This window comes from Aerococcus sp. UMB1112A (genome assembly GCF_030230715.1).
Lineage (GTDB): Bacteria > Bacillota > Bacilli > Lactobacillales > Aerococcaceae > Aerococcus.
Genome location: NZ_JASPDS010000023.1, coordinates 1 through 24288 on the forward strand (window position 1 = coordinate 1; position 24288 = coordinate 24288).

The window sequence follows — 24288 nt, forward strand, 5'->3', positions numbered from 1 at the left end:
CAAAAATCAGTCTACTAAATATTGCCTCGTATACTTTAGCAACTTTATACCAATTTATACTTGACTAATCGTAGGAACTAAGGGTGTGAGCAAGAGCGGTTAGCTTTGGATGCTTGGAGTAAGTCGGAATAAGGGCAAGCATCGCTTGCACGTTTCCGACTTGCGAAAGCACGCCAAAGCTGCTCTTGCGAACCCGACTACAGGGTGTGAGAGGATGCCAGACTTGCAGGCGCCAATTTGCCTTTGACTGGTCTCTCTGCAAATTGAAGACAACATTTTGCGCTCAGGGGGTTCTGAGTGCAAATAGAAAGCGGCTATTTGCATGTAGCAACTTCGAACACAAATAGAAAATGGCCATTTGCATCCAAGGTCTCCGAATGCAAATAGAAGCCAACAGTTTGCATGTAAGAGCTCTAAGCTCAAATCAAAAGGATATTTTTTCGAAAATCACTCCCCCACCTACAAAATCAGCCTCAAGTCGAGTCTAGCCAGGTGAGAAGAAAGTACAAGACGGCCTTAGCCGCCTTGCCCCTCCCCCTAAACATTCAAGGACCAAATTCAATAGCACAACGGATGCTCACTAGCACCATCCAACTCAAAAAAAGCGGTTCCCTTCAGACAATGAAAGGAGCCGCTTTTTGACTTGTTTTTATTTTAGAATTTAGCGAGCACTTGGTCCAGGTGGTGTTTTACCTTGTCCTTACCTAAGACTTCGATAGTTAAGCCAATTGAAGGGCCGTGTTGTTCACCAGATGTTGCAACCCGCAGCGCCATGTAGAGGTTCTTGCCCTTAATGCCGGTTTCTTTTTGGACAGCTTTAATCGCCGCCATAATGTTTTCTTCCGTGAAGGGTTCAATGTCATCCACCTTATCGCGGAAGGCTTGGATCACGACGGGTGCGGTTTCTGCTTCGAGAACTTCCTTGGCATCTTCCGCAATTTCTAAGTCTTCGTGGAAGAACATATCTGAGAGCGGAACGATTTCAGCTGCATAGGACATTTCATCCTGATAGAGGGAAATCAATTTCTTAGTCCATTCCATCTCTTCTTGGCTTGGATTATCAGAGATCCGACCGGCTTTTTGAAGGTGAGGGATGGCCAGGTCTGCGATGGCTTCGGCATCTTTTTCCTTCATGTAGCGGTTGTTGATCCATTCCAGCTTCTTGTTGTCGAAGGCAGCTGGTGACTTGCTCAAGCGGTCTGGGTCGAACATTTCGATAAATTCTTCCTTGGAGAAGATTTCGTTTTCTCCGACTGGTGACCAACCGAGCAGGGTAATGAAGTTAAACATAGCTTCAGGAAGGTAGCCCAAGTCGCGGTATTGTTCGATAAACTGCAGGATCGATTCATCACGCTTGGATAATTTTTTCCCGGTTTCTGCATTGGTGATCAGGCTCATGTGGCCATATTGAGGTGCTTGCCAGCCCAGAGCATCATAGATCATCAATTGTTTAGGTGTATTGGCCACGTGGTCGTCCCCGCGCAGAACGTGGGTGATAGCCATCAAGTGGTCGTCGACAACCACCGCGAAGTTGTATGTTGGTGACCCGTCATTCTTCAAGATAACGAAGTCGCCACTGATGTCCTTGGATTCGAACTTGACCTCACCCTTGACCATATCATCGAAGCGGTAGGTTTGGCCTTCAGGAATGCGGAAGCGGATGGTTTCAGGACGGCCTTCAGCGCGCGCTTGGTCGATTTCTTCCTGACTGCGGTCGCGCCAAGTGCCAGTATAATGAGGCATTTCCCCATTAGCACGTTGGGCTTCCCGTTCGGCCTCTAATTCTTCGGCTGTATCGAAGGCATAGTAAGCATCGCCTTGTTCGAGCAATTGGTTCAAGTATTTGTGGTAGATCTCATCCCGTTCAGATTGGCGGTAAGGACCGTATTCCCCGGGTTTATCTGGACCTTCATCCCAGTCAATCCCTAACCAAGTCAGGTTGTCTAACTGGCTGCTTTCCCCATCTTCAATATTCCGTTTCTTATCCGTATCTTCAATCCGAATAATGAAGTCGCCACCTTCGTGACGTGCGTATAGGTAGTTAAACAATGCGGTACGCGCATTCCCGATATGTAAGTGCCCAGTTGGACTCGGTGCATAGCGTACTCTAACTTTATCTGCCATTCAAACTTCTCTCCTCATTAAAATATTTTTCTTAATCCAATGCCCTTCCGAACGAAGGAACATTTTTCCTTATCCATTATAACGCAATCCCTAGCTTAGAACAATTTCTTGAGCAGATTCCCCGCAGAAAATCCAGCTTGTTGGGCAATCATAAGGAAAAAATAGGCAGTCTCTACCTGACCGGCTCGTAAAAAGTTCTTTTTCTGGTTACCAACTTAGAAAGGGCAAGTTGAGGAGCGGCAACTTTCAAAGCTCAGCTCCATTTAAAAGTTGGATCCCTGCTAGTCTCGAACGCTAACTTCATTTGAAAGTCGGGTCCCTGCTATGGTCAAAGCTTAACTCCATTTAAAACTCGGCCAGCAGCTAGACAAGCTAGCTTGGGTCTTCCCAACTTGCTAACAAAGCCTCCATTGGCAAGTAGGATAGCGGTAACTTGCGATCGGACCTCCTGTTAGCAAGTAGGATGACGGCAACTTGCCAACTAGGCCTCCATTATCAAGTTGACTCTCTGCTAGACAAGCTGCCCCCCTACTCACCATAATGAAAACAAGCTAGCCAAGGTCTCGCTAGCTTGTTGGTCCTTATATTATATTTTGATTGTTGCATATTTACTTGGAGTCGCTTTATTAACCCACATTCAGGCCTCCTGATTGTGGATTGGTCGTCTCCAACCCACACTCCTAATCTTTGATTGAAGGTTGATTGCTGCTGATCCACACTCCAGGGGGCTGATTGTGGATTGAGCACCAGCCCTCTCACCCTGTAGTCGGGTTCGTAGAGGCAGAAAGGGAGTGACTTCAGCAAAGTGGAACGACCGGCTAAAGCCGCCCTTTTCCTCTTTGCCTCCAGTCATCCCTTTCTAACCGCCTCTGCTCACACCCTGTGTAGTCGGGTTCGCAAAGGCAGAAAGGGAGTGACTTCAGCAAAGTGGAACGACCGGCTAAAGCCGCCCTTTTCCTCTTTTCCTCCAGTCATCCCTTTCTAACCGCCTTTGCTCACACCCTTATTCAACAATTTTTGCAAAGATCATCTTACCAGCGTTAGTTTGAATGGCGCTGGTGACTTCGACGTCCAGGTGTTCGTCCATGTGTTTTTTGCCTTCTTCGACCACAATCATGGTGCCGTCGTTAAGGTAGCCAACGCCTTGTTGTCGCTCGGTTCCTGCTTTGAGGATGCGAACGGACAAGTGGTCGCCGGGCACGACAACGGTCTTCATAGCATTGGCTAATTCATTGATGTTGAGCACCTTGATTTGGTGGAACTGGCTGACTTTATTCAAGTTGTAGTCATTGGTGACCAGGACCCCGTCTAATTTCTTGGTTAGAAGGATCAGTTTCAAGTCCACTTCCTCTTCTTCTTCGAAGTCTCCGGTATAGAATTCCACCGTAATCTCGTCCAAGGCCTGCATTTCATTGAGGACGTCTAAGCCCCGGCGGCCGCGCACCCTTTTCTCGCTAGCTGCTGAATCCGCAATGTACTGGAGTTCCTTGAGCACGAAGTTAGGCACCACGACTACACCTTCGATAAAGCCTGTCTTCAAAATATCTAGGATCCGGCCATCGATAATCACGCTGGTATCTAAGATCTTATAAGGCTTGAAGGAAATCGTAAAGTCCTTGGGTTCCAAGAGGGCCAATTCTTCCTGGTCGGCCTCCTCTTCTGAGCTTGGCTGAGACTTCTCCTCCTCCTGGCTAGTCCCTTCTACCACCTCGCGCCGGGTCAGGGTCATGTTGGAGAAGAAGGCCTTGATGTCGCCCCCCTTCAAGCGAATGGTCATAAAGCCAATATAGGCAAAAAGGACCGAAAGTAAGATCGGTAGGATGTTAGAGATCACCGGCCAATTCAAGGCTGAAATCGGCAAACTCACTAGCCAAGCCACTGTGAGACCTGCCACAATGCCTAGGGTATAGAGAAGAATATTTGATAGGGAAAGCTTCTCGATCTCGATGCGCAAACGTTCCAAAAACCGGTCATAAACCGGGCGTAATAAGACAATGACAAGGAAAAAAATAAGGGCGCCTAAAAGCATATTGACGATGGGTTGATTCAATAAAGACGATTGAAAATTAAATAATTGCCAAAACTTAGGTAGGGAATAGTAGCCTGTTCCTGCCCCTAGAATTAAAAATAAAGCCGTCACCGCTGTATTCCATTTATTCTGTTCCATGTCGTCACCTCCTTTAATGTAATGTAGAGGCCCTAGCTTGCCAGTCAGTTCTTCCGTCTATCCAGAAAAATTAACGACTCATGATAAGGAGAACTTATTTTCTTGCTAAAGACCTCTTTGTATTTTATCACTAATTCTATTTTTGGGCCACTAGTCGCGTGGAAAAACCAAATTAAGAACATTTCGCAGGGTTTTCGCCGCGACAACTTCAATTTTGCCATGGTGGAGCTTGGCATCATCGTTACCATAAGGGATAAAGACCCGCTTAAAGCCCATGTTCTCTGCTTCCGCAATCCGGTCAGTCACCCGGCTCACCCGGCGGATCTCGCCCGTCAAGCCAATCTCACCAATAAAGCAATCGGTCGGCTGGGTCTCCTTCTCCCAATAAGAAGAAGCGATAGCGACAGCGATGGCTAAGTCGATGGCCGGCTCATCCAAGCGGACTCCGCCGGTTGACTTCAGATAAGCATCCTGGTTCTGCAACATGAGGCCGGCCCGCTTCTCGAGGACAGCCATGATCAGAGTCACCCGGGAATAATCCAAACCGCTGGCTGTCCGCCGGGCATTACCGAAGGCGGTCGGTGTGAGCAGGGCCTGGATCTCAGTCAAGAGGGTTCGGGTCCCTTCCAGGGAAGCCACAACGGCTGACCCATTAGCCCCCATCAGCCGCTCTTCTAGGAACATTTGGCTGGGATTGGCAACTTCGTGTAGGCCATCTTCCTGCATGTCGAAGACACCGATCTCATTAGTGGACCCAAAACGGTTCTTGACCGCGCGCAAGATACGGAAGGAATTATACTTCTCCCCTTCCAGATAGAGGACCGTATCCACCATATGTTCCAGGATCCGCGGACCGGCAATATTCCCCTGCTTGGTCACATGGCCCACAATGAAGATAGCGGTTTGGCTGGTCTTAGCCAAAGTCATCAAGCGCTGGGTCGTTTCTCGAACCTGGGAGACGCTGCCTGCCATCCCGTTCGAGTCCGGCTGGATCATGGTTTGGATGGAGTCGATAATGACAAAGGCCGGCTTGATGTCCGCAATGGCCGCTTCGACCATGGACATATCCGTCTCAGCGAAAACATAGAAGTCCGCCGCCTCAAAGCCTAGACGGTCGGCCCGCATCTTGATCTGCTGAACGCTCTCTTCCCCGGAAACATAGAGAACAGGACCGGCTTTTTTGTCCAATTGGGTGGCCACCTGGAGGAGGAGGGTGGACTTACCAATCCCAGGATCGCCCCCAATCAGAACCAGCGACCCGGCCACAACCCCGCCCCCAAGTACCCGGTTTAATTCTACCAGGTCCGTCTGGGTCCGGGCCTCTTCCTCGCCCTTGACTTCATTGATACGCTGGGCCTTGTGGTCGGCACGCTGGTAGGCACGGCGGTCTTCGGGATGGCGGATGGTTTCGCCACCGATCCGCTCTTCCTCCATCTGGTTCCAAGCCCCACACTGGGGACAGCGACCGTACCACTGGGGCGACTCATAGCCACAAGCCTGGCAGGTGTATAAGACCCTATCCTTCTTCGCCATTTATGACGCTCCTTTCCTTACTCTCACAACTTACTGGCCAGAACTCCCGAAGCCCCCTTGGCGGTCAGAGGCCTGGTCTCCCTGGTCCTGATCGACCTTCAAGAAGGGGAGGAAGATCCCTTGGGCAATCCGTTCCCCCTTCTTAACCGTCACATCCTTCAAGCCAAAGTTTAATAATTGCACATAGATATGGCCTTCATTGCCCGCATTATTATAGTAGTCACTGTCAATAATACCAATCCCATTCGGCAAGGTCAGGTAGCGCTTGAGGGGGTTGCTGGACCGGCAAGTCAGCTGCAGGTATTCATCCGCCCCCATATAGGCCTTGAGCCCGGTTGGCACCAAGGTCGGCTTCATAATCTCTTCCTTGACCTCGCCCCAATCCTTACCCTTAAATTCAGGCCACTTGGCAAGGACATAACGAATCGCCCCCTGCCAAAACGAAGGGATCCTTACCGTCTCCCCTGCCTCAATATCATAACCCGCTGCCTGCTTGGTGGCACGCTGGGGCAAGTTAATGCCAGCTTGGGCATAGTCTTGAATCACTTCAAATCCACGTTGACGCATGGTCTTCCTCCTTAAAAATAATATGCTATGTCTATTTTCATATAATTGAAGCATTTAAGCAAGCGCTTTTCCCAAGCTTAAAAAAATCCTAGACTCTGATCGTGAAATTAAAATCGGTTAGTTCTGAATCAGCTATCGCATACGATATCTGTCATTTAATGATGCTAGTGAGCATCCGTTCCGTTTTTGAATTTGATCCTTAAAGAGCCATGGCACCGGCTCGAGCCAAGGTCTCTCGCCTAGCGAATCTCAAACGGTCCGTACGGCTTACGCCTACGCCCCGTAATTCGCTTCCCTTGCTTATACATGGCTAAGGATCAAATTCAAAACTCCACTCCTGCTCATAAAGACACTGTTAAACTAAGTTAATCCAATTGTTTAATTTACAGTATCGCTAGAACTATAAAAGTTTCTATATTTCAATAATTGGGAATAGAAGGGTAGCATTAATTCAGAATATCTCGAAAGAAAACCTGTGCTATTTTCGACAGAAGCTTTTCTACTCTTACGAACCCGATTTCGAATGATATCCAATCGTTTGCCAATGATTTCCTATATAATCTGGCGAATTTTACTATAGCTGTTTAAAACGCAATTAACAAGGATTTACCTAAGTTTTACATAAAGCATACCGACTTTTTACAATCCTTTGATAGGATGAACTTAATATCAAACTAAGGAGGATTCTATGAAACGCCCAGCCATCAAAGAAAAAAGCCCTCGCGTCCTACTGACCACCCTATTCGCTTTAACCAGCTTTAGCTTGGCCAGCCAGGATGTTAAGGCCCAAGAAGTAACCGCCGACCCCGTTGATTCGACAGGCGAAGTGACCCCGTCTAATCCAGAGACCAGTGACAGCGGTGCGACGACAGGAGAAGCCCAGCCCGGTACGGAAGCAGAGAGCCCAGCCTCTACCGAGACGGACCAGCCAGCTCCTAGCGCCAAGGAGCCAAGTCCCAACCAACCGGCTACCAATACCCAATTGATCACCATCGCCCACACCAATGACATGCACGGCCGCCTGGAAGCAGAAGGGTCTGCTGACAATCAAAAAGTCACCGGTATAGCCCAAGCTTCCGCCTACTTCGACCAAATCCAAGCGGACGCTGTTTTTGACGCTGGGGATGCCTTCCAAGGTCTCCCCCTATCCAACCACGATAAGGGACATACCATGGCCCAAGCTATGAAGGAAGCAGGCTATGATGCCATGACCGTGGGCAACCACGAGTTCGACTTTGGTGAAGACATTGCCCGGTCCTACGAAGATGTCCTCGACTTCCCGGTCCTCTCTGCCAATGTGGAAAAAGATGGCCAACCCGTCTTCAACCCCTCTGTCAACGTCCACACCAATAACTTTAACCTGGGTGTGGTAGGGGTAACGACACCAGAAACGGCCTATAAGACCCACCCTAAGAACGTGGAAGGTATGACCTTCGCGCCACCGATTGAGTCGACCATCAAGGAACTCAACCGCCTCTTAGACGACGAGAGCGTCCAGGAAGATGCCTATGTGGTCCTCGCCCACCTGGGGATCGACCCTGCCACCCGTCCCGAATGGCGCGGTGACCGCTTGGCTGAGGCTTTAGATGCCTTAGAACGTTTTGACCCCTACCAAATCATTGTGATCGATGGCCATTCCCATACCGCTGTTCCAGGGGGTAAGACTTACGGCAATGTCTACTATGCCCAAACCGGGACCGCCCTCAACAATATTGGGGTCATCCAATTCGATCCGACAAAACCTGGCTCAGCCAAGGGACGCTTGGTTTCTGCTGAAGAAGTTCGCCAGAGCTTAGATGGCAAGACCGACCCACAAATCGAAGCTCTGATTGACCAAGCCCGATTCAATTACGATAATGAAACTTCACGACAATTGGTGGACAACAACCCCGTCTTCCTTAACGGCCGCCGCAACTATGTCCGCTCGCACGAGACCAACCTAGGCAACCTCATCACGGACGCCATGGTGGCTTACGGCCGAGAAGGAGGCTTCAACAATCCGACCGACTTCGCCATGATCAATGGCGGGGGAATCCGCGAAGAAATCGCTAAAGATGAGCCCATCACAGAAGGCGATGTCATCGCTGTCCTGCCTTTCGGTAACATCCAATCCCAAATCGAAGTCAGTGGCCAACAAATTTACGACATGTTCAACCTGGCCTACTCTGCTCCAACCACAGAAGGTTTCGGATCCGAGGCAGAAGGCAACCGGGTAGACCCTATTGATGAAGATTCCGGTCTGCCTGCCCTCAATGCCCTGGGTGGTTTCTTACAGGTGTCATCAGATATCAAGGTCTACTTCGAGCCAACAGCTGAAGACCGCCACAAGCGCGTTCTGGGCGTCTACCTCCGCAATCCAAAGACCGGCGACTATGCCCTGATACCTAAGGACACCAGCCAGACTTACTACATGGCCACCAATGATTTCCTGGCCCAAGGTGGGGATGGCTATGACATGCTAAGTGGCGCTCGAGAAGAGGGGCCTTCCCTAGACCAAGTCGTGATGGCCCATATCGAAAAAGGCGGCCAAGAGCTCTTGAAGCAATATGCCGACCCACTCCCCCAAGACCGAATCATCCCAATCACCCAGGCCGACTATGCTGCATTAACCAAGATCGATGACCCCGGTCGTCAGATCCACAGTCTGGATAGCGAGGCCTTCAAGGTTGAAGAAGTCGGTCGCTATGAAAGTGGGGCGCCTTTTGACGAGGGTGGGACCGAAATCGTGGTCTACAACCCAAGCCAAGAAACGATCTACTCCATTAACGGTTATGAAAAGGCCATCGACATTATCGATGCTAGCCAAACGGGTGACATGCCCCTCCAACGTCGTATCCTTCTTAAAGATTTGGGCTTAACTGCCTCCGACCTAACCAGCATCGCCCTCCATCCAAGCGGGCAAATCTTTGCGGTCGCTGCGCCAGCTCTCGATAAGACCGACCCAGGCAATGTCGCCTTCTTCACCGCTGACGGGAACTACATCAACCATGTCCAAGTCGGTGCCCTGCCTGATAACCTGCAATTTACCCACAAAGGTGACATGGTGCTTGTAGCCAATGAAGGAGAACCCAACGACGACTACACCGTTAACCCAGCTGGGGGCATTTCTGTTATCGAAATTCCAGCAGACTTCTCCACCATTAGCCAAGACCAAGTGACGACGATCGACTTAACTGAAGCGGACATGCCAGAAGACCTCCGCCAACTCGGTCCAGATGCCAGCCATTTTGCCCGCAATATGGAACCAGAATATCTGGTAATCGACAAGGATGACCAATACGCCTATGTCAGTCTCCAGGAAGTGAATGCCATCGCCAAGTTCAATATCCCTGAACGGAAATTTGACCTGGTTAAGTCCCTTGGTTACAAGGACCACTCCCTCGAAGCGGATTACATGGATCCTTCCGACCGTGATGACAAGCACGAATCCCGCAAAGTGCCTGTCCTAGCCCTCCACCAACCGGATGCCATCGCCCTCTTCGAAGTAGACGGTGAGACTTACCTGGTCCTACCGAACGAAGGGGATTCCCAAGACTATAGCGGTTACTCCGAAGAAGTCCGGGTGAAAGACCTCGCCAAGGCTGGCCTCATCGACCTCGACGCCAAGTACTACCAAGGATATAGCCAAGAAGAGCTTGACCAAGCCGTGGCCCAAGGTCTCTTCGACGATGACCAGTTAGGCCGCCTCCGCGTCACGACCGCCCACCCCTTCAAGACAGGGGATACCCATAATGCCCTGGTTGCCTTCGGGGGACGGTCCTTCTCCATTGTCCGCGCCTCTGACCTAGAATTAATCTATGACAGCGGCAACGACTTCGAACAGCTCATCCAGGCTATCAACCCTGACCTCTTCAACAGCGAAATCGAAGTGGAAAAGGGTCAAAGACTGCCGGATCCAGATTCCCGAAGCGACAACAAGGGGGCTGAACCTGAAACGGCTGTTGTGGGCTATCTGAACGGTAAACCCTATGCCTTCATCGCCCTGGAACGTTCAGGCGGTATCATGGTCTATGACGTCAGCGATCCCTACCAGCCAAACTTCGTCGACTACATCTATGACCCAAGCTTCCAAGATGTGTCCCCAGAAGGCCTCTACTTCGTCCCCGCTGACCAGTCCCAAGATGGCCACGCCCACTTACTGGCAGCCTACGAACTCTCCGGAAGCATTGCCGACTACCGCTTAAAAACGCCAAAAGTAATCACAGAGCCAAACCAATCTGGCAGCGAAAACACTAGCACCGGCGTCTCTACTGATCCTAGCACCAAGCCAGGACAGACTGGCACGTCGACCCCGACTTCAACGGGCCAAACACCAAGCACCGGTCCAAACACTGGCTTAGAAAGTACACCGGAAGAAGGAACAGCCGGTCAAAGCGACCAATCCTCAGCAGCCCAGCCAAGCCAAAACGACCAAGCTAGTGCTGGAAATCAAACTAGCAAGGGCCAAAGCACCCACCCAGCTGGTCAAACAGCCGGTCAAGTGAAAGTTAAACCTGCAACTAGCAGCAGCCAGAAAGACCAGAAAACAGCAAGCAAGGCCAAGGCAGACCCTGGTCACCAAGAAGGCCTCCCACAATTGTCTAGCCAAAGCGCCAGCCTAGGCCTGGGCCTAGCCCTAGCCGGTATCGGTTTCTTATTCACCATTGCGAAGACACCCAGCCGGTCCAAAAAATAAATTGATTTAAATGCTTAGAGGCCCTTTCCTACCCCAAGTTATCTTGTCAGGAGATAGCTTGGGGTATTTTTTTGGTTTTTTACTAATTGTGTTGGTGAACATCCGTTCCACTTGGCGATCGGCAAAGCTTTCATTGTGGGCGACTTTCCTATAGAATAAGAGGAGTAAAATAGTCCAAAAAGGAAGATCACTGTGAAAAAATTCATCCACTACCTCGGCCTCGCTGTCCTCTGCCTCTTCTTGGCAGCCTGCCAACCTCAGTCGAGTGATGACTTCTTGGCTCAGATTGACCAAGCGGCGGAAAAGATGACGACTTATCAAACCAGCACTGACTTTGACCAGAAGCTGGGCGACAAGGAAATCTTTAACCAGATGAGTATGGCGACCTACAGCCAGGAGCGGGGAACAGAGGGCAAATTAATTAACAAGGGAGAAGACGGGGACCGCATCCTCCAGATCATCAGCAATCCCAAACAAACCGTTTTCCAAGAGAGCCAGCTGGACGACCAATCTGATTGGCAGCTAAGTCCTTCCTCCCAGGCCCTGGAAGAGCGGGTCCACCGTTTTCCCTATGAGAATATGCTGGAGATTCTCCACAAAATTAATGGGGACGCCCAATTACGCAAGCTCGGCCCCACGCAGATTATTCGCTATGAGGGGAAGAATCCTCAACTGACGGAAATCATCAACCAACGCGGGGCCAGCAGCTATCAGAACGATGCCATCCATAGCGTCGAATTCCTCATCGATAGCCAAAGCTCCGGCATCCGCCAGGTCAGTTGGCGGGTCCACGGGCAGGACAAGGCGGCCAAGAAAAACTTGGTCAGCTCCATTAAGATCAAGTACCGGCCACTCTCCGACCAACAATTAGACGAGGACTTCGCCTCAGCTGAAAACAAGTCCTACATCCCCTCAAGAAAGGAAGAAAACAATGAGTAAAAACCTTGTGGGCAGCTTCTTTGCCCTGGCCTGTATCGGCATCAATATCTACATCATGGTCAAGGGCCGGTCTGAAAAAGGCATGACCGCCATGGAACAAGCCCGACTCAAAACTGTTGCCGGCATCATGCTCCTCCTCGCCTTCATCGCCCTCACCTTCGGACAATATTTGGGATTGGAATAAAGAAGGGTGTGAGAGATGGCGGTTAATTTTCGTTCACTGGAGCAAGTCACCAGAACAGTCTGAAAGACTGTGGCGGAGACTTGTGAAATGACACGAAAGTTGCCAGCTCGAACCCGACTAGGAGGGTGCGAGCAAGAGCGCTTAGACTTGAATGATTGGAGCCCAAACGGAAAAGAGCGGCTTTAGCCGATCGTTCCGATTGGGTGAAATCACTTCAAGTCTGCTCTTGCGAACCCGACTAGAAGGGGGTGAGAGATGGCGGTTAATTTTCGTTCACTGGAGCAAGTCACCAGAACAGTCTGAAAGACTGTGGCGGAGACTTGTGAAGTGACACGAAAGTTGCCAGCTCGAACCCGACTAGAAGGGTGCGAGCAAAGGCGTTCAGAAAGGGATGACTGGAGGCAAAGAGGAAAAGAGCGGTTGCAAGCCGATCGTTCCACTTTGCTGAAGTCACGCCCTTTCTGCCTTTGCGAACCCGACTAGAAGGGTGTGGAGGATGGTAGTCAACCCACAGACAGGATCCTGGAGTGTGGATTGATAGTGTTCAAGCCTCAAACAATATCCCCGAGTGTGGCTTGTCCGGCTTTAACTCTTAAATGAACCCCTCAAGTGTGGGTTGGCAGTGTTCAAGCCTCAAACAATATACTAGAGTGTGGGTTAAAGGCGATCTACCCACAATCAAATCCTTCGAGTGCGGGTTACAAAGCCGAGCCCAAGTTGGATATGAACAGACCAAAAATTAAAATATAAAAATAAGGATCAACAAGCTAGCAAAGGTCCTGCCAGCTTGTTTTCATTATGGAAAAAACCAGGTGTCTTACCTAGCAGAGCTTCTACTTGCCAACAGGAGGTATTGTTCGCTAGTTGCCGCCTTCCTACTTGCTATTGGAGGACTCGTTCACAAGTTACTGCCGGTCTACTCGCTAATGGGAGTCTCGTTCGCTAGTTAACTTGATTCTACTTGCTAACAAGGACCCTATTCGCTACTTGCCCTTTGCCAAATAAGCGTCAACTTGTAAATACATGCTCTGTTTGAAAGTTACTGCCTTCCTACTTGCAAATAGAAATCTCGTTTAAAAGTTGCCGCCTTCCTCCTTTTAAATGAATGCCTCATTTGAAAGCTCCCACCAGCCTACTTACAAATTGAGGGTCTATTTGTAAGTCCCCGCCTCCCTAGTCACAAACGCCAGCCCCTTTTGAAAGTTAACAAAAATTTTCAAAGCGCCACCCTTTTAGCCCTGCAAACAAATCCAGACAGTTCAAATTTTTCGACCAAGCTGGCCTATGCTATAATTGAAGAAAACGATCGAGGAGGATGCTTATGTTAGGTCTAAAAGAAAGTGAACTACAGGACCACATCGAAAGAGCCCTAGCCGAGGATGCGCCCTACTATGACCTGGCCTCGGAGGCAATTTTTCAAGGACAGACAGGGACGGTTGACCTGATCGCCAAGCAAGAGGGGATCCTCTGCGGCCTGCCTATCTTCCAAGCCGTCTTCACCTATCTCCAGGAAGACAGCCAGTTCGATAGCTTCATTCAGGAGGGCGAGCGGATTGAAAAAGGCCAGACCATCCTAAGCATCCAGGCCAAGGCCACCACCCTCTTGACTGGGGAGCGAGTTGCCTTGAACTACTTGCAGCGCCTATCGGGGATTGCAACGGCGACACGAAAGTTCGTGGATGCCCTGGAAGGAACCGGGATTAAGCTCATGGATACCCGGAAGACGACGCCGGGCTTCCGCAACCTCGAGAAGTATGCGGTCCGGGTCGGCGGCGGCTACAACCACCGCCATGGTCTATCTGACCTGATCATGCTCAAGGACAACCATATCGGCGCAGCGGGATCGATCACAGCGGCTGTCCAAGCGGTCCGGGAAGTCGACCCTTTCATCCATAAGATTGAAGTGGAGACAGAGAACCTGGACATGGTCAAGGAAGCGGTCGCTTGCGGAGCGGACATCATCATGCTGGACAATATGGACCACGACCAGATGGCGGAGGCCATTGCCTATATCGACGGCCGGGCCATTATCGAGGGTTCCGGCAATATGACAGCCGACACCGTCTCTCGGATAAAAGACCTGGACCTAGACTATATCTCCTCTGGCGCCATCACCCACTCTGCCGGCATCCTGGACCTCAGCATGAAAAATTTCCGGGTCAATTAAAAATTACGACTCAAACAAAAGAGCCCCCAGACTTGGCCGAGCAGTCAAGTTTGGGGGCTCTTTCCATAAATATTTTATAGCCAACAAAAAGCCCATCTTCACTTTCGAAGATGGGCTTTTTTCAAACTTTCCAGCTCGCTAAGCTTTGCTTTTCCCTTGGCTATAGTCGGAGGAGACTAGTCTTCTTTCTTCATTGGGAAGACAAGGAGTCCAACCCCTGCGAGGAGGGAGACAGCGAGTGCTGCTGTGGACACTTGGCTGGTTGAAGAAGTTTGTGGCAGGGTCTTAGCTACTACTTGTTTTGGTGTCGCCTTGCCCTTGTTTTCTTGACGAACTTTAGTCGTTGCAGGGTAGGTCACACGGTCAACTTGCACCTTAGCGGGTTGGTCTGGTTGGCTTGGTACTTCAGGTGTTGGGTTACCCGGTACGTTCGGTACTTCTGGCGTTGGGTTACCTGGCACGTTCGGTACTTCCGGTGTTGGGTCGCCTGGTACGTTCGGTACTTCAGGTGTTGGATTGCCTGGTACATTTGGTACTTCTGGCGTTGGGTCGCCTGGTACGTTTGGTACTTCTGGTGTTGGCTCACCCGGTACATTTGGTACTTCCGGTGTTGGCTCACCCGGTACGTTTGGTACTTCTGGTGTTGGCTCACCCGGTACGTTTGGTACTTCTGGCGTTGGCTCACCCGGTACGTTCGGTACTTCTGGCGTTGGATTACCTGGTACGTTTGGTACTTCTGGTGTTGGGTTACCTGGTACCTTAGGCTCACCTGGTTTTGGAGTTTCTGGTTTGATCGGAACTTTTGGTGTTGGGTCGCCTGGTTTTGGTGTTCTTGGCGACTCTGGGCATGGCTTGCAGCATGGGATTTCAATTTCCTCAGTCGTATGGTCTGAGAAGATGATGATCAACTTACCATTACGGTTGTAGATCTTCTGTACGCTGCGGCCGTCCTTACCGTCCTTGCCGTCTTTACCGTCGCGGACGAAATGACGGCTAGATTCCTTGCCTTCGCCATCTTTAACGATGACCCAAAGACCGGATTCACCCTTTTCATTCTTGCCTGGAACGGTTTCGAGGCTTGATGATGCGCCGTCTTTACCGTCACGGACGAATTCACGGGAAACTTCATTGCCGTCGCCGTCGAAGACAATAATCCATTGGCCAGATTCACCGCGGCTGTTCTTCCCTTCTTCCACCTTGACAGATGGGGTCTTGCCATCGCGGATAAATTCGCGGCTTAATTCATTGCCCTTGTCGTCGGTAATGATGACCCAAACACCGTCGTTGCCTTGGCTATCCTTACCTTTTTCAGTGCGGATGCGTTGGGACTGACCATCCTTGCCGTCGCGACCATCCTTACCGTCTTTGACAGTCGTGGTTGTGGTCGTGCCGTCTGGATTCTTGATGGTGAGGGTATGGCTGCCGTCGCCGTTGTCTTTGACGCTGACTTCTGGGGACTTACCATCCTTACCGTCTCTAACTGTGGTGTTGGTGGTCGTACCATCTGGGTTCTTGATGGTAATGGTGTGGCTGCCGTCGTTATTGTTCCGGATAGAAACTTGAGGAGACTTGCCGTCCTTACCGTCTTTACCATCGCGGCCATCCTTAACGGAACCTTCTGCTACAGCAGGTTGCGTAGTATCTGGCTTGCCAGTCTTAGGATCTACTGGGTAGAACTTAATCGTGGTCGTACCATCTGCACCCTTCTCAACCACTGGGGCAAAAGTCTTACCGTCGATACCGTCACGGCCATCCTTACCGTCTTTGACAGTTGTCGTTGTGGTCGTGCCATCTGGGTTCTTAATGGTGATGGTGTGGGTCCCGTCGCCGTTATCCGTGGTGGTCACTTCTGGGGACTTGCCGTCCTTACCATTCTTCACAGTGGTGGTTGAAGTGGTGCCATCTGGGTTCTTAACGGTGATGGTATGGGTCCCATCGCCATTGTCCTTCAAGGAGACTTCTGGAGACTTGCCATCTTTACCATCTTTGACAGAGCCTTCTGCGACTGCTGGTTGACTGGTATCTGGCTGGCCGGTCTTAGGATCTACTGGGTAGAACTTAATCGTGGTGGTACCGTCTTGACCCTTCTCAAGGACTGGGGCAAAAGTCTTACCGTCGATACCATCTTTACCGTCGCGGCCGTCTTTACCATTTTGACCGTTCTTACCATCTCTGACAGTCGTGGTTGTGGTCGTGCCATCTGGATTCTTGATGGTGATGGTATGGCTACCGTCGCCGTTGTCTTTCACGCCGACTTCTGGCGTCTTGCCATCCTTGCCGTCTTTAACCGTGGTCGTGGTGGTCGTGCCGTCTGGGTTCTTGATGGTGATGGTGTGGGTCCCGTCGCCATTATCCTTGGTGGTAACTTCTGGAGACTTGCCGTCCTTACCATCTTTGATAGAGCCTTCTGCAACGGCTGGTTGAGTGGTATCTGGCTTACCAGTCTTAGGATCTACTGGGTAGAACTTAATGGTGGTCGTGCCATCTTGGCCCTTCTCTACGACTGGCGCAAAGCTCTTGCCGTCGATACCGTCACGGCCATCTTTACCATTCTTACCGTCTTTGACAGTAGTTGTGGTTACTGTACCACTTGGATCCTTGATGGTGATGGTGTGGGTTCCGTCACCGTTGTCCTTGCTGGTGATTTCTGGCGACTTGCCGTCTTGACCGTCTTTCACATAGCTTTCATGAACAACAGCGCCGGTTTCTGGATCTTTGACAATAATCTTAGTGCCGGCTTGGTTGCCAGGGGTGTTTGGATCGAGGTCGTCGACGCGGGTCGCTTCAACGACTGGCGACTTGCCATCCTTACCGTCCTTCACAGAACCTTCTGCAACGGCTGGTTGAGTGGTATCTGGCTTACCAGTCTTAGGATCTACTGGGTAGAACTTAATGGTGGTCGTGCCATCTTGGCCCTTCTCTACGACTGGCGCAAAGCTCTTGCCGTCGATACCGTTCTTACCGTCTTTACCATCCTTACCGTTGACGCCATCTTTGACGAAAGTTTCGCTGATGACCTTACCGGTTTCTGGATCTTTAACCGTAATCTTGGTACCTGGTTGATTGTCTGGAGTATTTGGATCGGCATCTTCAACCCGAGTGCTTTCAACGACTGGGGACTTGCCATCCTTACCGTTCTTAACGGTAGTAGTGGAGTTCACGCTGCCGTCTGGGTTCTTAGTTGTGATGGTGTGAGTACCGTCACCGTTGTCCTTCACTTCAACCGTTGGAGATTGACCATCCTTACCGTCGCGAACGAATTGGGCAGATACGACTTCATCGTCGGTGAACTTGCCGTCGTTGTTCTTGTCGAAGTAGTTGATAATCCAGCGGCCTGGTTCGCCGGCTGCATTTGGTCCTTCAACGACGGTGGTGTAGGCAGACTTGCCGTTTTCACCGTCTTTGACTGCACCTTCTGCAATAGCAGGCTTGGTCGTATCCGCTTGACCTGTCTTAGGATCAACTGGGTAGAACTTGATGGTGGTTGTGCCATCTTGACCTTTTTCTACGACTGGTGCGTAGGTCTGGCCATCCTTACCATCTTTGACAGAGCCTTCTGCAACAGCTGGTTGCTTGGTATCTGCTTGGCCCGTCTTAGGATCTACTGGGTAGAACTTGATGGTGGTCGTACCGTCTGCGCCCTTCTCAACCACTGGGGCAAAGGTCTTGCCGTCAACGCCGTCCTTACCATCTTTACCGTCCTTGACGAAGGTCTCATTGATGACCTTGTCCGTGTCTGGATCTTTGACGGTAATCTTGGTACCGGCTTGGTTACCAGGGGTATTTGGATCAGCGTCTTCAACGCGGCTTGTTTCAACGACTGGTGCTTTACCATCTTTACCGTCTTTGACCGTGGTGGTAGTTGTTGTACCGTCTGGGTTCTTGATGGTGATGGTATGGGTCCCGTTGCCGTTGTCCTTGGTGGTGACTTCTGGGGACTTGCCGTCCTTACCGTCACGGACAAATTTAGCGGAAACGACTTCATCATCAGTGAACTTACCGTCGCCGTTCTTATCGAAGTAGTTGATGATCCATTGACCTTGTTCGCCGGCATCGTTTGGTCCAGTGACTACCGTCGTGTAGGCAGATTTACCGTTTTGACCGTCTGCGCCCTTAGCGCCGTCTTTGACTTCGCCAGTTGCGACAGGTTCTTGGGTCTTATCAGCCTTACCAGTCTTAGGATCTACTGGGTAGAACTTGATAGTTGTCGTGCCGTCTTGACCCTTCTCAACAACTGGGGCAAAGGTCTTGCCGTTGACACCGTTTGTGCCGTCTTGACCCTTGTCGCCTTTTTCACCCTTAGCACCGTCTTTAACAGTGGTTGTGGTGATCGTGCCATCTGGGTTCTTGATGGTGATGGTGTGCGTCCCGTTGCCGTTGTCCTTAGTGGTTACTTCTGGGGACTTGCCGTCTTGGCCATCCTTGACGAAAGTTTCGCTAATGACCTTATCATTTTCTGGATCTTTAACGGTGATCTTGGTCCCGGCCTGGTTACCAGGGGTGTTTGGATCAAGGTCTTCCACCCGTTCGGTTTCAACGACTGGAGCCTTGGCGTCCTTACCATCTTTCACCGTGCCTTCTGCGACTGCTGGCTGATTGGTATCTGGCTTACCGGTCTTCGGATCTACTGGGTAGAACTTGATAGAGCTTGTGCCGTCTTCACCCTTAGTCACAACTGGAGCGTAGGTCTTGCCATCCTTACCGTCAGGGATAAATTGAGCCGATACCACTTCATCGTCGGTGAACTTACCGTCTGCATTCTTGTCATAGTAGTTGATGATCCAACGGCCAGGCTCGCCGGCTGCGTTAGGTCCTTCAACAACTGTGGTGTAGGCGGACTTGCCATCCTTGACAGAGCCTTCCGCTACGGCTGGTTGAGTCGTATCTGGCTTGCCGGTTTCTGGGTTCACAGGGTAGAACTTGATGGTGGTGGTGCCATCTGCTCCCTTCTCAACAACTGGAGCAAAGGTCTTGCCATCGTCACCCTTGTCGCCTTTTTCACCCTTAGCACCGTCTTTGACTTCGCCGGTAGCGACAGGTTCTTGCTTGGTATCTGGCTTGCCGGTCTTAGGATCGACTGGGTAGAATTTAATGGTGGTGGTGCCGTCTGCACCCTTCTCTACGACTGGAGCGTAGGCTTTGCCATTGACACCGTCCTTACCATCGCGAACAAATTGAGCAGAAACGACTTCATCGTCGGTGAACTTGCCGTCGCCATTCTTATCGAAGTAGTTGATGATCCAGCGGCCTGGTTCATTGGCTGCATTTGGTCCTTCAACGACTGTGGTGTAGGCGGACTTACCATCTTTAACTGCACCTTCTGCAACAGCTGGCTTGGTCGTATCGGCTTCACCAGTCTTAGGATCTACGGGGTAGAACTTAATCGTGGTTGTGCCGTCTGCACCCTTCTCAACAACTGGAACAAAGGTCTTACCATCAGCACCATCTTTCACCGTACCTTCAGCGACAGCTGGTTGTTCGGTGTCAGCCTTGCCGGTTTCTGGATTCACTGGGTAGAACTTGATAGAAGTTGTGCCATCTTGGCCCTTAGTTACTACAGGAGCGAAGGTCTTACCATTCTTACCGTCCTTCACTTCAGTTTCACTTGGGGTTCCGTCAACGACATTACCTTCTGCATCGCGAACTTGTGGGGTCACCTTGATGATGACACCATCGTTAGCGTCGTTGCGGCGGGTTTCAACCTTAGGACTGAGGCCGTCTTTACCGTCCTTGCCATCCTTCACCTTGCCTTCTGCAACAGGGGCTTGGGTCGTGTCTGGCTGTTTAGTTTCTGGGTTAACAGGGTAGAACTTGATGGTGGTTTCGCCGTCTTTGCCTTTTTCGAGGACTGGGGCGAAGGTCTTACCATCTTGGCCATCCTTAACAGTACCTTCCGCTACGGCTGGCTGATTGGTATCAGGCTTGTTCGTTTCAGGGTTGACTGGGTAGAACTTAATGGATGTTGTGCCGTTTTCGCCTCTTGTAACAACAGGAGCATAGGTCTTCCCATCCTTACCGTCTTTCCCATCTTTACCATCGCGGACAAATTGGGTAGAAACGATTTCGTCGTCGGTGAACTTGCCGTCGCCGTTCTTGTCGAAGTAGTTGATAATCCATTGGCCAGGTTGACCTTCTGCATTCGGACCAGCAACAACCGTCGTATAAGCGGACTTGCCGTTGACACCATCTTTAACTGTGCCTTCTGCAACAGCTGGTTTTGTAGTGTCTGGTTGACCAGTCTTAGGATCGACTGGATAGAACTTGATGGAAGTTGTTCCGTCTTCGCCCTTCTTAACGACTGGGGCGTAGCTCTGGCCGTCTTGGCCGTTTGCACCGTCTTTAACGAAGCTTTCGCTAATGACCTTGTCAGTTTCTGGATCTTTAACAGTAACCTTGGTGCCTGGTTGATTGCCTTCAGTTGTTGGATCGGCGTCTTCTACGCGGGTCGTTTCAACGACTGGGCTCTTGCCATCAGCACCCTTATCGCCTTTTTCACCCTTGGCGCCATCTTGACCTTTTTCGCCATCTTTAACGAAGCTTTCACTGATGACCTTACCGGTTTCTGGGTCTGTAACCGTTACTTTGGTTCCTGGTTGGTTACCTTCAGTCGTTGGGTCAGCGTCTTCTAAGCGTTCGGTTTTAACGACTGGGGCCTTGCCATCTTTGACTTCACCTTCTGCTACCGCTGGCTGAGTCGTATCTGGTTGCTTAGTTTCAGGGTTGACTGGGTAGAACTTAATGGTGGTGACACCGTCTTTACCCTTTTCAAGGACTGGAGCAAAGGTCTTGCCGTCAACACCGTTCTTGCCGTCTTGGCCTTTCTCACCTTGGGCACCTGGATCACCCTTGTCACCCTTAGCGCCATCTTTGACTTCGCCGCTGGCTACAGGTTCTTTGCTTTCATCGGCCTTGCCGGTCTTAGGATCGACTGGATAGAACTTGATGGTTGAAACGCCATCTTGACCCTTAGTAATGACTGGAGCGTAAGTCTTGCCGTCTTGGCCATCCTTGACTTCTGTTTCGGTTGGGGTCCCGTCAACCACATTGCCTTGAGCATCACGAACTTGTGGGGTCACCTTGATGATGACGCCGTCGTTGGCATCGTTGCGGCGAGTTTCAACCTTAGGTGTTAAGCCATCTTTACCGTCCTTAACCTCACCTGTCGCAACAGGGTTTTGGGTCTTGTCAGCTTCACCGGTCTTAGGATCGACTGGGTAGAATTTAATAGTGGTGACGCCGTCTTTGCCTTTTTCTACGGCTGGGGCAAAGGTCTTACCATCGATACCGTCTGTAACGAAGCTTTCGCTGATAACAGCCTTAGTTTCTGGATCTTTGACCACAATCTTGGTCCCTGGTTGCTTGCCGTCAACACTTGGGTCAGCATCTTCTACACGGCTGGTTTCAACGATTGGGGTCTTCCCATCTTTGACTTCGCCGGTAGCGACTGGGTCTTTGGTCTTGTCGGCTTGGCCATCTGCACCTGCTGGATAGAACTTGATGTGGGTCACACCATCTTTACCCTTTTCAACCACTGGGACAAAGGTCTTGCCGTTTTCGCCGTTCTTACCGTCTTGGCCTTTCTCGCCTTGGATACCTTGTTCACCCTTGTCACCTTTAGCGCCGTCTTTGACTTCGCCGGTGGCTACAGGTTCTTGGTTTTCATCCGCCTTGCCGGTCTTAGGATCGACTGGGTAGAACTTGATAGAAGTTGTGCCATCTTCACCCTTCTTAACCACTGGCGCATAGGTCTTGCCGTCTGCACCTTTCTTGCCGTCCTTAACTTCCGTTTCGGTCGGCGTGCCATCAACGACATTGCCTTGGGCATCGCGAATTTGTGGGGTTACCTTGATAATGACACCATCGTTGGTATCGTTACGGCGGGTTTCAACCTTAGGCGTTAGGCCGTCCTTACCGTCCTGACCATCTTTAACCGTTCCTTCAGCAACAGGATCTTGGCTCTTGTCCGGTTGACCTTGAGCATCTGCTGGATAGAACTTGATGTGGGTTGTGCCGTCTCGGCCTTTTTCTACGACTGGGACATAGGTCTTACCGTTTTCACCTGGATCGCCCTTGTCACCCTTAGCACCGTCTTTGACTTCGCCTTTAGCGATAGGATCTTTGGACTTATCTGGTTGACCAGTAGCGTCTGCTGGGTAGAACTTGATGTGGGTTACACCATCTTGACCCTTCTCAACCACTGGGACAAAGGTCTTGCCGTCATTACCCTTGTCGCCTTTTTCGCCATCCTTAACAAAGCTTTCGCTTAAGACGGTTTTACCTTCAGGATCCTTAACGGTTACTTTAGTGCCTGGTTGGTCACCATCTGTATTTGGATCAGCGTCTGCGACACGAGCCGTTTCAACGATTGGGCTCTTGCCATCTTTACCAGGATCACCCTTGGCACCGTCTTTAACTTCGCTAGTTACAGGCTCGCCGTTAACCACTTCACCTTGTTCATTGTAAGAACGTGGGGTCAGGGTAATGATCACGCCATCATTAGCTGGATTACGCTTAACGTCAACTAATGGCGTTAAACCGTCGCGGCCATTCTTGCCTGGGTCACCTTTTTCACCCTTGTCACCCTTGACGCCATCTTTAACAAAGCTTTCGCTGAGGACTTCTTTGGTCACTGGGTCTTTGATGGTAACTTTGGTGCCTGGTTGGTTTCCGTTTTCTTTAGGATCTGCGTCATCCACACGAGTGGTTTCGATGAGTGGTGTCTTGCCATCCTTACCGTCATTAACCTCACCAGTTGCGACTGGGTTTTGAGTCTTGTCGGCTTCGCCTGTTGGAGTAGCTGGGTAGAACTTGATATGGGTAACCCCATCTTCGCCCTTCTCTACCACTGGAACAAAAGTCTTACCGTTGGCGCCATCTTGGCCTTTTTCACCTTGGGCACCTTGAGCACCGGTTTCACCCTTAAGACCTTGTTCACCCTTTTCGCCATCTTTGACGATGCCTTCAGCAACAGGGTTTTGGGTCTTGTCGGCTGTACCGTCTGCTTTGGCTGGGTAGAATTTAATGGTGGTTTGTTTGTTAGGCTCATCGCGTTCAACAACAGGAACAAAGGACTTGCCATCGGCTCCCTTTTCGCCTTGGGCGCCTTGAGCACCGGTTTCGCCTTTTTCACCGTCTTTGACAATGCCTTCAGCGACAGGTTTTTGACTCTTATCGGCTGTACCATCTGTATTCGCAGGATAGAATTTGATGGTGGTTTGTTTGTTGGCGTCATCACGTTCAACAACAGGAACGTAGGACTTGCCGTCTACCCCATCCTTACCCTTCTCACCTTGGGCACCGGTAGCACCAGTTTCACCCTTTTCACCGCGTTCGCCTTGTGGACCTTGGAGACCGCGTTCACCTGGGTCACCCTTGGCGCCATCTTTAACTTGACCGGTAGCGATAGGTTGTTGATCTTTATCAGGTGTGCCATCTTTTTTGGCTGGGTAGAACTTGATATGGGTAATCCCATCCGCACCTTTTTCAACGACTGGGACATAGGTCTTGCCGTCTGTACCAGGAGCGCCGTCTTTGACTTCGCTAGTGGTTGGAGTCCCATTTTCAACTTGACCTTGGGCATTGTAGTGGCGTGGGGTCACAGTGATGAGGACACCATCATTGGCGTCATTACGACGGACGTCAACTAATGGCGTTAAGCCGTCACGGCCGTCCTTACCTGGGGCTCCTTGAGCACCTTGTTCGCCTTTTGGACCCTGAGGACCAGCGACACCTTGTTCGCCCTTTTCACCTTTTGGACCTTGTGGACCGGCAACACCTTGTTCACCCTTCTCGCCTTTTGGACCCTGAGGACCGGCGACACCTTGTTCACCCTTCTCGCCTTTTGGACCCTGAGGACCGGCGACACCTTGTTCGCCCTTTTCGCCTTTTGGACCTTGTGGGCCGGCGACACCTTGTTCGCCCTTTTCGCCTTT

General features: G+C 50.8%; 9 protein-coding genes. 4 read left to right on the forward strand and 5 right to left on the reverse strand.

Features of this window, described 5'->3' with window-relative positions; translation table 11 throughout:
• Positions 1–654 precede the first annotated feature (654 nt).
• The 4 genes from gltX to QP860_RS09330 form a co-directional block, all read right to left on the reverse strand.
• Entirely contained in the window at positions 655–2124 is a 1470-nt protein-coding gene (gene gltX / locus QP860_RS09315) for a glutamate--tRNA ligase (RefSeq protein WP_070618818.1), read from the reverse strand.
• Positions 2125–3127: 1003 nt separating this feature from the next.
• The gene (locus tag QP860_RS09320; protein ID WP_070618814.1) at positions 3128–4291 is read right to left on the reverse strand and encodes a PIN/TRAM domain-containing protein; all 1164 of its coding nucleotides are present in this window, start codon (positions 4289–4291) and stop codon (positions 3128–3130) included.
• Between the two features lie 150 nt (positions 4292–4441).
• A complete protein-coding gene (radA, locus tag QP860_RS09325; RefSeq protein WP_070618812.1) occupies positions 4442–5824 on the reverse strand; it encodes a DNA repair protein RadA in 1383 nt (460 codons plus the stop codon).
• 30 nt (positions 5825–5854) lie between these two features.
• Positions 5855–6391: a dCTP deaminase/dUTPase family protein gene (locus QP860_RS09330; protein WP_070618808.1), complete on the reverse strand. Its 537-nt coding sequence runs from the start codon at positions 6389–6391 to the stop codon at positions 5855–5857.
• Positions 6392–7079: 688 nt separating this feature from the next.
• Between QP860_RS09330 and QP860_RS09335 the strand changes: the two genes are divergently transcribed.
• From QP860_RS09335 to nadC, 4 genes are all read left to right on the forward strand, one after another.
• Positions 7080–11066, forward strand: a complete 3987-nt coding sequence (locus tag QP860_RS09335; protein WP_284912615.1) for a choice-of-anchor I family protein — start codon at positions 7080–7082, stop codon at positions 11064–11066.
• A gap of 192 nt (positions 11067–11258) precedes the next feature.
• Positions 11259–12005, forward strand: coding sequence for a hypothetical protein (locus tag QP860_RS09340; RefSeq protein ID WP_070618803.1), 747 nt, complete (start codon positions 11259–11261; stop codon positions 12003–12005).
• Positions 11998–12189 carry a hypothetical protein gene (locus QP860_RS09345; RefSeq protein ID WP_070618800.1) on the forward strand — a complete coding sequence of 64 codons (192 nt, stop codon included), beginning with the start codon at positions 11998–12000 and terminating at the stop codon, positions 12187–12189. Before QP860_RS09340 ends, QP860_RS09345 begins: the two co-directional genes overlap by 8 nt.
• A 1321-nt stretch (positions 12190–13510) precedes the next feature.
• A complete protein-coding gene (nadC, locus tag QP860_RS09350; RefSeq protein ID WP_070618798.1) occupies positions 13511–14356 on the forward strand; it encodes a carboxylating nicotinate-nucleotide diphosphorylase in 846 nt (281 codons plus the stop codon).
• Positions 14357–14532: 176 nt separating this feature from the next.
• Here nadC and QP860_RS09355 read toward each other — a convergent pair.
• Positions 14533–24288 (reverse strand): collagen-flanked surface repeat-containing protein (locus tag QP860_RS09355; protein ID WP_502869814.1); only part of this gene is annotated, 9756 nt, incomplete at its 5' end.